General features: G+C 73.2%; 12 protein-coding genes and 2 pseudogenes. All 14 read left to right on the top strand.

Annotated features, from left to right (window positions below):
* Window positions 1-2: 2 nt before the first annotated feature.
* Complete coding sequence (locus JKP75_RS16695) at window positions 3-1,271, top strand: geranylgeranyl reductase family protein (RefSeq protein WP_309229922.1); 1,269 nt, start codon at window positions 3-5, stop codon at window positions 1,269-1,271.
* Window positions 1,272-1,370: 99 nt separating this feature from the next.
* Window positions 1,371-1,730 carry an NADH-quinone oxidoreductase subunit A gene (locus JKP75_RS16690; protein WP_200491317.1) on the top strand — a complete coding sequence of 120 codons (360 nt, stop codon included), beginning with the start codon at window positions 1,371-1,373 and terminating at the stop codon, window positions 1,728-1,730.
* 22 nt (window positions 1,731-1,752) lie between these two features.
* Window positions 1,753-2,304, top strand: a pseudogene (locus JKP75_RS21805) (NuoB/complex I 20 kDa subunit family protein); the annotation flags it as partial.
* A gap of 137 nt (window positions 2,305-2,441) precedes the next feature.
* Window positions 2,442-3,203, top strand: coding sequence for an NADH-quinone oxidoreductase subunit C (locus JKP75_RS16680; RefSeq protein ID WP_242471217.1), 762 nt, complete (start codon window positions 2,442-2,444; stop codon window positions 3,201-3,203).
* Window positions 3,200-4,519, top strand: a complete 1,320-nt coding sequence (locus JKP75_RS16675) for an NADH-quinone oxidoreductase subunit D (RefSeq protein ID WP_200490144.1) — start codon at window positions 3,200-3,202, stop codon at window positions 4,517-4,519. The genes JKP75_RS16680 and JKP75_RS16675 overlap by 4 nt, the downstream gene beginning before the upstream one ends.
* The gene (gene nuoE / locus JKP75_RS16670; RefSeq protein ID WP_200493263.1) at window positions 4,519-5,448 is read left to right on the top strand and encodes an NADH-quinone oxidoreductase subunit NuoE; all 930 of its coding nucleotides are present in this window, start codon (window positions 4,519-4,521) and stop codon (window positions 5,446-5,448) included. Before JKP75_RS16675 ends, nuoE begins: the two co-directional genes overlap by 1 nt.
* 1 nt (window position 5,449) lies before the next feature.
* The gene (nuoF, locus tag JKP75_RS16665; RefSeq protein WP_200490146.1) at window positions 5,450-6,778 is read left to right on the top strand and encodes an NADH-quinone oxidoreductase subunit NuoF; all 1,329 of its coding nucleotides are present in this window, start codon (window positions 5,450-5,452) and stop codon (window positions 6,776-6,778) included.
* Window positions 6,775-9,276, top strand: coding sequence for an NADH-quinone oxidoreductase subunit G (locus JKP75_RS16660; protein WP_200490147.1), 2,502 nt, complete (start codon window positions 6,775-6,777; stop codon window positions 9,274-9,276). Before nuoF ends, JKP75_RS16660 begins: the two co-directional genes overlap by 4 nt.
* Entirely contained in the window at window positions 9,276-10,745 is a 1,470-nt protein-coding gene (gene nuoH, locus JKP75_RS16655) for an NADH-quinone oxidoreductase subunit NuoH (protein WP_207147062.1), read from the top strand. Before JKP75_RS16660 ends, nuoH begins: the two co-directional genes overlap by 1 nt.
* On the top strand, window positions 10,738-11,373 hold the full coding sequence (nuoI, locus tag JKP75_RS16650; RefSeq protein ID WP_255522517.1) for an NADH-quinone oxidoreductase subunit NuoI: 636 nt from the start codon (window positions 10,738-10,740) through the stop codon (window positions 11,371-11,373). Before nuoH ends, nuoI begins: the two co-directional genes overlap by 8 nt.
* Window positions 11,370-12,137: an NADH-quinone oxidoreductase subunit J gene (locus JKP75_RS16645; RefSeq protein ID WP_200490149.1), complete on the top strand. Its 768-nt coding sequence runs from the start codon at window positions 11,370-11,372 to the stop codon at window positions 12,135-12,137. Before nuoI ends, JKP75_RS16645 begins: the two co-directional genes overlap by 4 nt.
* Window positions 12,134-12,433, top strand: coding sequence for an NADH-quinone oxidoreductase subunit NuoK (nuoK, locus tag JKP75_RS16640; protein WP_200490150.1), 300 nt, complete (start codon window positions 12,134-12,136; stop codon window positions 12,431-12,433). Before JKP75_RS16645 ends, nuoK begins: the two co-directional genes overlap by 4 nt.
* Before the next feature lie 22 nt (window positions 12,434-12,455).
* Window positions 12,456-13,391: pseudogene (locus tag JKP75_RS23060) on the top strand (proton-conducting transporter membrane subunit); the annotation flags it as partial.
* 82 nt (window positions 13,392-13,473) lie between these two features.
* Complete coding sequence (locus JKP75_RS23055) at window positions 13,474-14,364, top strand: proton-conducting transporter membrane subunit (RefSeq protein WP_309230018.1); 891 nt, start codon at window positions 13,474-13,476, stop codon at window positions 14,362-14,364.
* Window positions 14,365-14,382: the final 18 nt, after the last annotated feature.

Here is a 14,382-nt window from a genome sequence, read left to right as displayed (position 1 = left end):
GCGTGCCCGGGACGACCGACCGCAGCGCCGACGTGATCGTCGTCGGCGCGGGTCCGGCCGGGTCCGCGGCGGCCTGGCAGCTCCGGCAGTCCGGTCGCGACGTCGTCGTCCTCGAGAAGGCCCGCTTCCCGCGCGAGAAGGTCTGCGGCGACGGCCTCACCCCGCGCGGCGTCAAGGTGCTGCAGGAGCTGGGCCTGGACCTCTCACCGGAGGCCGGCTGGGTCCGGCACAAGGGGCTGCGGGTGCACGGCGGTGGCGTCGTCACCGAGGTGGACTGGCCGCGGCTGAACTCCTGGCCGGACTTCTCGCTCGTCCTCCGGCGCAGCGAGCTCGACGCCCGGCTGGCCGCCCACGCGGAGGAGGCCGGTGCCCGGCTGCACACCGGGATCACCGTCACCGAGCCGCTGCTGGACGACGCCGGCCGCGTCGCGGGCGTGCACGCCACCGGCCCGGACGACGAGCCGCAGGTCTGGCGCGCTCCGCTGGTCGTCTCGGCGGAGGGCTCCTCGGGCCGGCTGGCGAAGTCGCTGGGCCTGGTCCGGCGCGAGGACCGGCCGCTCGGCGTCGCCGTCCGCCGCTACGTGCGCTCCCGCCGCACCGCCGACGACTACCTCGACATCTCCTTCGACCTGACGGCGGCCGGACCTTCCCGCGACTCGATGCCCGGCTACGGCTGGATCTTCGGCATGGGCGACGGCACCGCGAACGTCGGCTTCGGCCTGCTCGACACCCGTCGCGGCACCGGCGCCGACCACCGCGCCGTCCTGCGCACCTGGCTGGACACCTTCCCGGCCGAGGACGGCCTGGGGGAGGACGACGCCGTCACGCCCCTGCGCGGTGCCGGCCTGCCGATGGCGCTCCACCGCGGCCCGGCCTACACCCGCGGGCTGCTGCTGGCCGGGGACGCGGCGGGCACGGTCAACCCGTTCAACGGCGAGGGCATCAGCTACGCGATGGAGACCGGGCGCATGGCCGGCGCGACCGCCGACGAGGCGCTCGCCGCGCCGGAGGGGCCGGTCCGGGAACGGCTGCTCCGCGGCTACCCCGAGCGGCTGCGCGCCACCTACGGCCGGCACCACCGGCTCGGCGCGGGGTTCCTCGCGCTGCTGGCCCACCCGGGGGTCGTCCGGTTCACGACGGCGCACGGCCTGCGTCGTCCCGCGCTGGTCGGCGCCGCGCTCCGGCTCATGGGCAACCTCACCGACGGCCGGGACGGCGACGCGGTGGACCGCGCCGTCGCCGTCCTGACGCGCCTGGCGCCGGCGGTCTGACGTGGACGCGCGAACGATGACGCTCCGGGTCGACACGGCGGCAGCGCGTCCTGGATCTGCGCAGAACGTGATCGACCTCACTCTAGGGTGGCGCTGATGCTGTCGACCTACGTCCCGATCCTGGGGCTCTTCGCGCTGGCCGCGGCGTTCGCGCTGTTCTCCGTCACGGCCGCGCCCTACGTGGGGCCGCGCCGGTTCAACCGGGCGAAGTACGACGCCTACGAGTGCGGGATCGAACCGGTCGACCAGCCGCTGACCGGCGGCCGGTTCCCGGTGAAGTACTACCTGACCGCGATGTTGTTCATCATCTTCGACATCGAGATCGTCTTCCTCTACCCGTGGGCCGTGCACAACGAGGCGCTGGGCGTCTTCGGCCTGGTCGAGATGGTCGTCTTCATCGTCACGGTCTTCATCGCCTACGCCTACGTGTGGCGCCGCGGCGGATTGGAATGGGACTAGTCGTGGGACTGGCGGTTTCGTAATGGGTCTCGAGGAGAAGCTGCCCAGCGGCGTGCTGCTGACCAGCGTGGAGAAGCTCGTCAACTGGACGCGCAAGTCCTCGCTGTGGCCGGCGACGTTCGGCCTCGCGTGCTGCGCGATCGAGATGATGGCCACCGGCGCGGGGCGCTACGACCTCGCCCGGTTCGGCATGGAGGTCTTCCGCGCCTCGCCGCGGCAGGCCGACCTGATGATCGTCGCCGGGCGGGTGAGCCAGAAGATGGCGCCGGTCCTGCGGCAGATCTACGACCAGATGCCCGAGCCGCGCTGGGTGCTCGCCATGGGCGTCTGCGCCAGCTCCGGCGGCATGTTCAACAACTACGCCGTCGTCCAGGGCGTGGACCACATCGTGCCGGTGGACATGTACCTGCCCGGCTGCCCGCCGCGGCCGGAAATGCTCACCGACGCGATCCTCAAGCTGCACCACAAGATCATGAACGAGCCGCTGGGGCCCAAGCGGGCACGCGAGCTCGCCCAGGCCCGGGCGGACGGCACGGCCAAGGACCTGCACGTCGAGATGCCGTCGACCGTGCGGGTCGACAAGGCCGCGCGCCGGGCCTACGAGGCGGCGGCCGCCGAGGGGCGCACGGGGCAGTTCGCGATCGAGCAGCGCAACGGCAACGCCGTGCTGCTGCCCGACGAGCGGCCCACGGGCCAGGGGAAGGCATGGCGATGACGACTCCAGGTGGGACCGGCGGGAGCGAGCTGGTGCCCGGCGACGGCGAGGCGGGCTTCGACGACGCGACCGCGCCCTCGGGCGGCTTCCGGAAGGGCGCCTTCGGGGTCAGCGGCAGCGGTGACACCTCCGGTTTCGGCGGCCTGGTCCGCGTCGAGCCGGGCGGCGCGGTGGCGCTGCACTCCACCGAGCGCCCCTACGGCGGCTGGTTCGACGAGGTCACCGACGCGCTGATCGACGCCGTCGGCCAGGCCACCTACGACGCCGCGGTGCAGCGGGTGCTCGTCGACCGCGGCGAGATCACCTACTTCGTCGCCCGGGAGCACCTGCTGACGCTGGCGCGGGCGCTGCGCGACGACGAGGCGCTGCGGTTCGAGCTGCTCAGCGGCGTCTCCGGGGTGGACTACCTCGACAGCGGCGGCCCGGCGGCGGGCCCCGGCCGGCCCCGGCTGCACGCCGTCCTGCACCTGACCTCGATGACCTACCGGCGGCGGATCCGGCTCGAGGTGGCGGTCACCGCCGAGGACCCGCACGTCCCCTCGCTCACCGGCATCTACCCGACCGCGGACTGGCACGAGCGGGAGACGTTCGACATGTTCGGGATCGTCTTCGACGGCCACCCGGCGCTCACCCGGATCCTCATGCCCGACGACTGGGACGGGCACCCGCAGCGCAAGGACTACCCGCTCGGCGGCGTCCCGGTGGAGTACCACGGCGCCACGATCCCGCCGCCGGACACGCGGAGGGCGTATCGATGAGCACCACCTACGACCCCTACGCCGGCTCCCGGGAGACCACCGAGGGCCGCGTCTACACCGTCACCGGCGGCGACTGGGACCTCACCTTCGCCGACCAGCAGGGCGAGGACCGGCTCGTGGTCAACATGGGGCCGCAGCACCCCTCGACCCACGGCGTCCTCCGGCTGGTGCTCGACCTCGAGGGCGAGACGGTCACCAAGGCCCGGGTGGTCATCGGCTACCTGCACACCGGCATCGAGAAGAACACCGAGTACCGCAACTGGGTGCAGGGCACGACGTTCGTGACCCGGATGGACTACCTGTCCCCGCTGTTCAACGAGGCCGGCTACTGCCTCGCCGTGGAGAAGCTGCTCGGCATCGAGGCGCCCCCGCGGGCGCAGACCATCCGCGTGCTGGTCATGGAGCTCAACCGGATCGCCTCGCACCTGGTCGCGCTGGCCACCTTCGGGATGGAGATGGGCGCGCTCACCGGGATGACCAACGGCTTCCGCGAGCGGGAGATGGTCCTCGACGTCCTCGAGGAGATCACCGGCCTCCGGATGAACCACGCCTACATCCGCCCCGGCGGCCTCGCGCAGGACCTGCCGGACGGCGCGGTCGAGAGCGTCCGCGAGCTGCTGGCGATCCTGCCGAAGCGGGTCGCCGACTTCCACCGGCTGCTCACCGGCCAGCCGATCTGGCAGAACCGGCTCAAGGACGCCGGCTACCTCGACGTCACCGGCTGCGTGGCGCTCGGCGTCACCGGCCCCGTGCTGCGCGCGGCCGGCCTGCCCTGGGACCTGCGCAAGGTGGAGCCCTACCTGGGCTACGAGACCTACGACTTCGAGGTGCCGACCGCCGACACCAGCGACGCCTGGGGCCGCTACCTGGTCCGCATGGCCGAGGTGAACGAGTCGCTGAAGATCGTCGCCCAGGCGCTGGACCGGCTGGAGCCGGGGCCGGTCATGGTCGAGGACCGCAAGATCGCCTGGCCCGCGCAGCTCTCCCTCGGCGCCGACGGCATGGGCAACTCCCTGGATCACGTCCGGCACATCATGGGCCAGTCGATGGAGTCCCTGATCCACCACTTCAAGCTGGTCACCGAGGGCTTCCGGGTGCCGGCCGGCCAGGTGTACGTGCCCATCGAGTCGCCCCGCGGCGAGCTCGGCTTCCACGTCGTCAGCGACGGCGGCACCCGCCCGTGGCGCGTCCACGTGCGCGACCCCAGCTTCGTGAACCTGCAGGCCACGGCGGCGATGAGCGAGGGCGGCATGATCGCCGACGTCATCGCTGCCATCGCGTCGATCGACCCCGTCATGGGGGGAGTGGACCGCTGATGAGCGCACTACCCGGCAGTGCCGAGGGAACGGCCGTCACCGGGCTCGACTCGAGCCCGGTCGAGCCGGCGCCCCTGGACCTGCCCCCGCTGACCGAGCAGGCCCGCCTGGAGGCGCGGCAGATCATCGCCCGCTACCCGAAGGCGCGCTCGGCCCTGCTCCCGATGCTGCACTTGGTGCAGAGCTACCAGGGCTACGTCTCGCCCGAGGGCGTCGCGCTGTGCGCCGAGGAACTGGGCCTGACCAAGGCCGAGGTCGGCGCGGTCGCGACGTTCTACACGATGTACAAGCGCCGCCCGACCGGCCGGCACCTGGTCAGCGTCTGCACGAACACGCTGTGCAGCGTGCTCGGCGGGCAGCGGATCATGGACGCGCTCTCCGCGGACCTCGGCGTGCACCACGACGAGACCGCCGCCGATGGCTCGATCACCCTCGAACACGCCGAGTGCCTGGCCGCCTGCGACTACGCGCCGGTGGTCACCGTCGACTACGAGTTCTACGACCAGCAGGACGTCGACAGCGCCCGCGAGCTGGTCGCGGCGCTGCGCCGCGGGGAGAAGCCGCCGCCCACCCGCGGCGCTCCCCTGACCGACTTCAAGGGGATCTCCCGGCAGCTGGCCGGGTTCTCCCAGCACGGCGACGCCGCTGCGGCGCAGGCCGCGATCGACGCCCCGGGCGCGCTCGGGCCGACGCTCGTGGGGTTGCGGCTGGCGGAGGAGCGCGGCGAGTCGGCGCCGGAGATGCCGAGCAGCCGGTCCACCGCCGCCTCGTCGTCCCCGGACCCCGCGGCCGAGGCGGCGGGCGTCGAGTCCGCCCAGCGCGGCGCTCCCGAACCCTCCGGCCGCTCGCTGGCCGACCAGAACGACGGCACCGAGACACCTGCAGGGACCGAGCCCGGCACGACCGGCCAAGGTCCGGGGAAGGCCTGACATGCCCCTCACTCCCGTCCTCACCACCCGCTGGGGCGCCGAGAAGTCGTGGCGGCTGTCGACCTACGAGTCGATGGAGGGCTACGCCGCGCTCCGCACCGCGCTGTCCATGACCCCCGACGAGCTGGTCACCCTCGTCAAGGACTCCGGCCTGCGCGGCCGCGGCGGCGCCGGCTTCCCGACCGGCATGAAGTGGAGCTTCATCCCGCAGCCCAAGCCGGGGGAGACCCCGACCGGCCCCGCGGCGATGCCCAAGTACCTGGTGGTCAACGCCGACGAGGGCGAGCCGGGCACCTGCAAGGACCTGCCGCTGATGATGGCCGACCCGCACTCGCTGGTCGAAGGCGTGATCATCTCCGCCTACGCGATCCGGTCGGCCTTCGCCGTCATCTACGTCCGCGGCGAGGCCGTGCACGCCCACCGCCGGCTGGTCGCCGCGGTCGAGGAGGCCTACGCCGCCGGCTACCTCGGCACCGACATCCTCGGCTCGGGCTACGACCTCGAGCTCGTGGTGCACGCCGGCGCCGGCGCCTACATCTGCGGCGAGGAGACGGCGCTGCTGGACTCCCTCGAGGGCTACCGCGGCCAGCCCCGGCTCAAGCCGCCGTTCCCCGCCGTCGCCGGCCTCTACGGTGCCCCGACGGTGATCAACAACGTCGAGACGCTGGCCAGCGTGCCGTTCGTCGTCCGCGGCGGAGCCGAGTGGTTCAAGGAGTTCGGGCCGGAGAAGTCGCCCGGGCCGAAGATCTACTCGCTGTCGGGCCGCGTCGTGCTCCCCGGCCAGTACGAGGCCCCCATGGGGACGACGATGCGCGAGCTGCTGGAGATGGCCGGCGGCGTGCGACCGGGGCACCGGCTGAAGTTCTGGACGCCGGGTGGCTCGTCGACGCCGTACTTCACCGAGGAGCACCTCGACGTCCCGCTGGACTTCGACTCGGTGGCGGCGGCCGGCTCCATGCTCGGCACGACGGCGCTCATGGTCTTCGACGAGACCGACTCGATCGTCGAGGCCACCCTGCGGTTCACCGAGTTCTACGCGCACGAGAGCTGCGGCAAGTGCACGCCCTGCCGGGAGGGCACCTACTGGCTGGTGCAGATCCTCGACCGGATCGCGCACGGCCGCGGCACCGCGCAGGACCTCGACCTGCTCGTCGACACCTGCGACAACATCCTGGGCCGCTCGTTCTGCGCCCTCGGCGACGGCGCCACCAGCTGCATCGCCAGCTCGCTGAAGTACTTCAAGGACGACTACGTCGCCCTGCTGCCCCCGGAGGAGCAGGCCCGGCTGGGCCGCAGCCTCCGCCTCGAGCCCGTGGGAGCGACGGCATGACGTTGACGAACCCGACGCCCGCGCCCGCGGTCCCGCCGGGCGCCCCCGGCCCGCACACCCCGCCGGACGCCGTGCACTGCACGATCGACGGCTTCGAAGTCGCGGTGCCGAAGGACACCCTGATCATCCGCGCGGCCGAGCAGGTGGGCGTCTTCATCCCGCGGTTCTGCGACCACCCGCTGCTCGAACCGGTCGGCGCCTGCCGCCAGTGCCTGGTCGAGGTGGAGGGGCAGCGCAAGCCGGTGGCCTCCTGCACCATGCCGGTCACAGAGGGCATGGCGGTGCGCACCCAGCTCTCCAGCCCGGTGGCCGACAAGGCGCAGCAGGGCACGATGGAGCTGCTGCTGATCAACCACCCGCTGGACTGCCCGACCTGCGACAAGGGCGGCGAGTGCCCGCTGCAGAACCAGGCGATGGGTCACGGCCGCACCGAGAGCCGGTTCGTCGACGAGAAGCGGACCTACCCGAAGCCGCTGGCCATCAGCACCGAGATCCTGCTGGACCGCGAGCGCTGCGTGCTGTGCGCCCGGTGCACCCGGTTCTCCCAGCAGGTGGCCGGCGACCCGTTCATCGAGCTGTTCGAGCGCGGCGCGCTGGAGCAGGTGGCGATCTACGAGGACGAGCCGTTCGAGTCCTACTTCTCCGGCAACACCACCCAGATCTGCCCGGTCGGCGCGCTCACCAGCACCCAGTACCGGTTCCGCGCCCGCCCCTTCGACCTGCGCAGCGAGGACAGCGTCTGCGAGCACTGCGCGTCGGGCTGCGCCATGCGCACCGACCACCGGCGCGGCAAGGTCACCCGCCGGCAGGCCGGCGAGGACCCGGCGGTCAACGAGGAGTGGACCTGCGACAAGGGCCGCTACGCGTTCCGGTACGTCACCGCCAACGAGCGGCTGACCACGCCCCTGGTCCGGGGTGAGGACGGCGCCCTGCACCCGGCGTCCTGGCCGGAGGCGTGGGCGGCGGCGGCCGCGGGCCTGGCCGCCGCGCGGGACGCCGGCGGGGTCGGCGTGCTGCCCGGCGGCCGGCTGACCGTCGAGGACGCCTACGCCTACGCCAAGTTCGCCCGCGTCGCGCTGGGCACCAACGACGTCGACGCCCGGGCGCGGGCGCACTCCGCCGAGGAGCTGGCCTTCCTGGCGACGGCGGTGGCCGGCACCGGCCCCGGCAGCGGCGGGGTCACCTACGACGAGCTCGGCAACGCGCCGGTCGTCCTGCTCGCCGGCCTCGAGCCCGAGGAGGAGTCGCCGATCGTCTTCCTGCGGCTGCGCCGCGCGGTGCGCCGGGCGGGAGCGCGGGTGTTCGACCTCGCTCCCTTCCCGACCCGCGCCGCGCAGAAGCTGCAGGCCACCGTGCTCACCACGCTCCCAGGGGCGGAGGCCCGGTCGCTGCACGCGCTGGCGGAGGGCACCTGGGGCGGCCCCGCCGTCGACGCGCTCCGGACGCCCGGGGCCGTCGTCCTCGCGGGCGAGCGGCTGGCCGAGGTGCCCGGCGCGTTCACCGCCCTGCTGGAGCTGGCCCGGGCCACCGGCGCCCGGATCGCCTGGGTGCCCCGCCGGGCCGGCGAGCGCGGCGCCGTCGAGGCCGGCGCCCTGCCCGCCCTGCTGCCGGGGGGCCGGGTCGTCGCCGACGCCGCCGCCCGCGCCGAGGTGGCCGCCCACTGGGGGGTCGACGCCGCGGCCATCCCCGCGGCCCCGGGCCGGGACACCACCGGCATCCTCACCGCGGTGCGCGACCGGCAGCTGGCCGGCCTGCTCGTCGGTGGCGTGGACCCCGCCGACCTGCCCGACTGCGTGCTCGCCGAGTCCGCTCTCGCCGAGGCCCGCTTCGTCGTCAGCCTCGAGATGTTCCCGTCGGCGGTGACCGAGTGGGCCGACGTCGTCCTCCCGGTCGCGGCGTCCGCCGAGAAGGCCGGCAGCTACCTGGACTGGGAGGGCCGCGTCCGCCGCTTCGACGCCGCGCTGCCCGAGGCCGGGCGGCTCCCCGACGGCCGCGTGCTGCACGGCCTGGCCGACCTGATGGACGTCGACCTGCGGCTGCCCACCCCCGAGGCGGCCCGCGCGGAGCTCGCCGCGCTCGGCACCGCGCGCGCCCCCGAGGGCGTCGCCGGCCCGGCCGTCGAGCCGGCCGGCGCCCCGGAGCTGCGCGACGGCGAGGCGCTGCTGGCCTCCTGGCGGCAGCTGCTCGACGCCGGGACGCTGCAGCGGGACGAGCCGGAGCTCTCCGGCACCGCCCGCCGGCCGGTCGTCCGCCTCGCCCCCGAGGCCGCCGCCCGGCTGGGCGCCGCCGACGGCGAGGTGGTCACGGTGACCGGCCCGAACGGTGCCGTGCGCCTGCCGCTGGCGGTCACCCCGATGCCCGACCACGTCGTCTGGCTGCCCATGCGCTCACCCGGCAGCCACGTGCGCACCGATCTCGGCGCGGGGCCGGGCGCGGTCGTGCGGCTCAGCGCCGGTGCGGACGAGCCGGTCACCACCCCCGCCGGAGGTGCCGCGTGATGCCCCTGGCGAGCGCCGACCAGCCGACCCTCGAGGACTTCGGCAACGACGTCTGGTGGATCGTGCTGATCAAGGTGCTCGGCGTCTTCGTGGTCCTGGTCCTCATGACGCTGTTCGCGATCGTCTTCGAGCGCAAGGTCGTCGCCCGCATGCAGCAGCGGATCGGCCCCAACCGGGTCGGCCCGCGCGGCTACCTGCAGAGCCTTGCCGACGGCCTGAAGCTGGCGTTCAAGGAAGACATCATGCCGGCGCTGGCCGACAAGCCGGTCTACTTCCTGGCCCCGGTGCTGGCCACCGTCCCCGCGTTCCTGGCCTTCTCCGTCATCCCGATGGGCCCGACGGTCAGCATCTTCGGCGAGCGCACCCCGCTGCAGCTCACCGACGCCCCCATCGGCGTGCTGGTCGTCCTCGCCTGCTCGGCGATGGGCATCTACGGCATCGTGCTCGGCGGCTGGGCCTCCGGCTCGACCTACCCGCTGCTGGGCTCGCTGCGCAGCGCGGCGCAGATGGTCAGCTACGAGATCGCGATGGGCCTGTCGATCGTCGCGGTGTTCCTCTACGCCGGGTCGATGTCCACCTCGGAGATCGTCGCCGCGCAGGCCGACGGCAACGACGTCTCCTTCTTCGGGTGGGACTTCACCGGGCCGAGCTGGTTCGCCGTCCTGCTGCCGGTGTCCTTCATCGTCTACGTCGTCGCCGTGGTGGGGGAGACCAACCGCGCGCCCTTCGACCTCCCCGAGGCCGAGAGCGAGCTGGTCGGCGGCTTCCACACCGAGTACTCGTCGCTGAAGTTCGCGCTGTTCTTCCTCGCCGAGTACATCAACATGGTCACCGTCTCGGCCCTGGCCGCGACCCTGTTCCTCGGCGGGTGGCGGGCGCCCTGGCCGCTGTCGCTCTGGGACGGCGCGAACTCCGGCTGGTGGCCGCTGCTGTGGTTCTTCGGCAAGGTCGTCGCCGCGCTGTTCGTCTTCATCTGGCTGCGCGGCACGCTGCCCCGGCTGCGCTACGACCAGTTCATGCGGTTCGGCTGGAAGGTGCTGGTCCCGACCGCCCTGCTGTGGATCCTCGTCGTCGCCACGATGCGGACGGTCTCCCGCGAGACCGACCTGTCCACCGGCGCGGTCACGCTCTTCGTCGGCGTCCCGGCCGCGCTGCTGGTGCTCGCCGGCCTGCTGGTCGCCAGCCGGGCGGCCAACCGCGACACCCGGCTCATGGCGGCCGAGGCCGCCTCGGGCGGGGTGCACGCGGTCGACCCCGAGCCCGACGTGCTGCCCCCCGTCGGCGCCCGCCGCCGGCCCACCGGCGGGCCCAGCCGCGCCGAGGGCGGCTTCCCCATCCCGCCCATGGACCTCGCGGTGCCGCCCTCGCCACGCCTGCGGCGGCAGGCCGCCTCCGACGACGGCGGCGTCGCCGTCGTCGGGACCGGCCGGCGTGGCACCCCCACCGTCGAGGAGGACGGCCTTGTCTGAGCAGCGGCCCGAACGCACGCCCGCGACCCGCGGGGGCGGTGCGGTGGAGCGGTCCTCGACGGCGCACCTCGCGGCGCCGGCGGTCCGCGACAGCCTCATGCCCGCCCCGGTGCAGGGTTTCGGGGTCACCTTCGCGCAGATGTTCCGCAAGGTGACCACCGAGCAGTACCCGTTCGAGCCCAAGGTGACCAAGCCGCGCTACCACGGCCGGCACGTGCTCAACCGGCACCCGGACGGGCTGGAGAAGTGCGTCGGCTGCGAGCTGTGCGCCTGGGCCTGCCCCGCCGACGCGATCTACGTCGAGGGCGGCGACAACACCGAGGAGGCGCGCTACTCCCCGGGCGAGCGGTACGGCGCGGTGTACCAGATCAACTACCTGCGCTGCATCTTCTGCGGGCTGTGCATCGAGGCCTGCCCCACCCGCTCGCTGACCATGAGCAACGACTTCGAGCTGGCCGACGACAACCGGCAGGACCTGATCTACACCAAGGAGCAGCTCATGGCGCCGCTGCTGCCCGGCATGGAGCAGCCGCCGCACCCGATGCGGCTCGGGGACGACGAGAAGGACTACTACCTGCGGGTGCCGGGCTCGTCCGCGGCCGAGCCGGTCGCGGGGGAGACGGCGTGAACGAGGTCGTCATCGGCACCGGGGAGGCGGTCGCCTTCTGGGTCCTCGGGCCGCTCGCGCTGGCCGGCGCCCTAGGCATGGTGTTCAGCCGGAACGCCGTCCACTCCGCGCTCTGGCTGGTCAACACCATGCTGGCGCTGGGCGTGTTCTACGTGATCCAGGAGGCGCCGTTCCTGGGCGCGGTGCAGATCATCGTCTACACCGGCGCGATCATGATCCTGTTCCTGTTCGTGCTGATGATGGTCGGCCGCGACTCGTCGGACTCCGTCGTCGAGACGCTGCGCGGCCAGCGGGTGGCCGCCACGGTCCTGGGCGTCGGCTTCGCGGGCCTGGTGGGCGCCGGCCTGGCGCGCGCGACCGAGGGCATGGTGGTCACCGGTCTGAGCGGGGCCCAGCCCGAGGGCAACATCCCGGCGATCGCGGAGTCCCTGTTCACCGACTACCTGCTGGCCTTCGAGGTCACCAGCGCGCTGCTGATCACCGCCGCGCTCGGGGCGATGGTGCTGGCGCACATCGAGCGCGAGCCGGGCAGCCGGCGCACGCAGAAGGAGCTCTCCCGGGCCCGGTTCCTCACCGAGCAGCCGCAGACGCTGCCCGGCCCCGGCGTGTACGCCCGGGCCAACTCGGTGGCCGCGCCGGGGCTGCTGCCCGACGGCCGCACCGCGGCCCAGAGCCTCGCGACCGGCATCGAGCCCCAGGAGGTCGACCAGATGCCCCGCCCGACCGGTCGCCCGCAGCTGGGTCCGCCCGAGGAGACGGCATGACGCTGACCCACTACCTGGTGCTCGCGGCGATCCTGTTCACCATCGGCGCCGTCGGCGTGCTGGTCCGCCGCAACGCGATCGTCGTGTTCATGTGCATCGAGCTGATGCTCAACTCGGTGAACCTCACGCTGGTCACCTTCGCCCGGGCGACCGGCACCGTCGACGGCCAGATCATGGCCTTCTTCGTCATGGTCGTCGCCGCGGCCGAGGTCGTGGTCGGCCTCGCCATCATCATGTCGATCTACCGGACCCGGCGGTCCGCCTCGGTCGACGACGCCAACCTGCTGAAGTACTGACGGCGAGACGGGGACCCGGGGAATGACTGAGGCGCTGCCCGCCGAGGGCCTGCTCGGCTGGTCGTGGCTGCTGATCGCGCTGCCGCTGGCCGGCGCCGCCGTGCTGCTGCTGGGTGGCCGGCGCACCGACCGCTGGGGCCACCTGCTGGGGACGGCGACCGTCGCCGTCGCGTTCCTGCTGGCGGTGCTGTGCACCGTGCAGCTGGCCGACGTCGACGGGCGGTCGGTGGACGTCGACCTGTTCACCTTCATCTCCACCGGTGAGCTCGACGTCCGCGCGGGGCTGCTCTACGACCCGCTGTCCGCGGTGTTCGCCCTGCTGATCACCGGGGTCGGCTCGCTGATCCACGTCTACTCGATCGGCTACATGGCGCACGACCCCGCCCGCCGCCGGTTCTTCGCCTACCTCAACCTGTTCGTCGCCGCGATGCTGCTGCTGGTGCTGGGCAACAGCTACGTCGCGCTCTACGTCGGCTGGGAGGGCGTCGGGCTGGCGTCCTACCTGCTCATCGCCTTCTGGTACACCCGCCCGGCCGCCGCGACCGCGGCCAAGAAGGCCTTCATCATGAACCGGGTCGGCGACGTCGGGCTGGCGCTGGCGATCTTCGTGATGTTCGCCCAGCTCGGGACGACGTCCTACGCCGGCGTCTTCGGCTCCGTGGGCACGCTGGCCGGCGGCACGCTCACCGCGATCGGCCTGCTCCTGCTGCTCGGTGCGTGCGGCAAGTCCGGCCAGTTCCCGCTCCAGGCCTGGCTGCCCGACGCGATGGAGGGCCCGACCCCGGTCTCGGCGCTCATCCACGCCGCGACCATGGTCACCGCCGGGGTCTACCTGATCGCCCGCTCGGCGCCGATCTACGACGGGACGCCGACCGCCCGCACCGTCGTCCTCGCCGTCGGGGCGGTGACCCTGCTGATCGGCGCGATCGCCGGGTGCGCCTTCGACGACATCAAGAAGGTGCTGGCCTACTCGACGGTCAGCCAGATCGGCTACATGTTCCTGGCCGTCGGCCTGGGACCCGGCCGGCTACGTCGCCGGGCTGGCGCACCTGCTCACCCACGGCTTCTTCAAGGCGGGGCTGTTCCTGGGCGCGGGCTCGGTCATGCACGCGATGGACGACGGCGTGGACATGCGCCGGTTCGGCGGGCTCTGGAAGAGGCTGCCGATCACCTTCGCCACCTTCGGGCTGGGCTACCTCGCGCTGATCGGCTTCCCGTTCCTCTCCGGCTACTTCACCAAGGACGCGATCATCGAGGCCGCGCTGGACCGGGACGACGTCTGGGGCTGGGTCCTCGGCGGGGTCGCGGTCCTGGGTGCCGGGCTGACCGCGTTCTACATGACCCGGCTGATGCTCATGACCTTCTTCGGCCGGGCGCGGTGGGAGCCGGGCGTGCACCCGCACGAGTCGCCGTCGGTGATGACCGCGCCGATGGTCGTGCTGGCCCTGGGCTCCATCGGCGCCGGGTTCCTGCTGGTGGAGGCGTTCCCGCTGGCCGACTGGCTGGAGCCGGTGTTCGGCGAGGAGCACGAGGCCGCGCACGTCGTCGCCCCGCTGACCGTCGGCCTCGTGGTGACCGCGGTGATGCTGGTCGGCGTGGCGGCCGCCTGGCTGTTCGTCGGCCGACGCGAGGTGCCGGTGCCCGCGCCGGTGCGGGTCTCGCCGGTCACCCGCGCGGCCCGCAACGCCCTCTACGCCGACACGATCAACGAGTCGCTGGTCATGCGGCCCGGGCAGTGGCTCACCCGGGCGCTGGTGTGGGTGGACAACCGCGGGGTGGACGGCGCGGTCAACGGCCTGGCCGCCGGCCTGGGCGGTTCGTCGTCCCGGCTGGGCCGGACGCAGACCGGCTTCGTGCGCACCTACGCGCTCGGCATGCTCGGCGGCGCCGTGCTGGTGGCCGGCGCGCTGCTGGCGGTGACCTCGGGATGACCGCGCCCCGCCCGCTCG

Source organism: Blastococcus sp. TML/M2B (assembly GCF_016612865.1).
In the GTDB taxonomy this organism is placed as follows: domain Bacteria; phylum Actinomycetota; class Actinomycetes; order Mycobacteriales; family Geodermatophilaceae; genus Blastococcus.
This window is presented reverse-complemented; position numbering and strand designations above follow the sequence as displayed.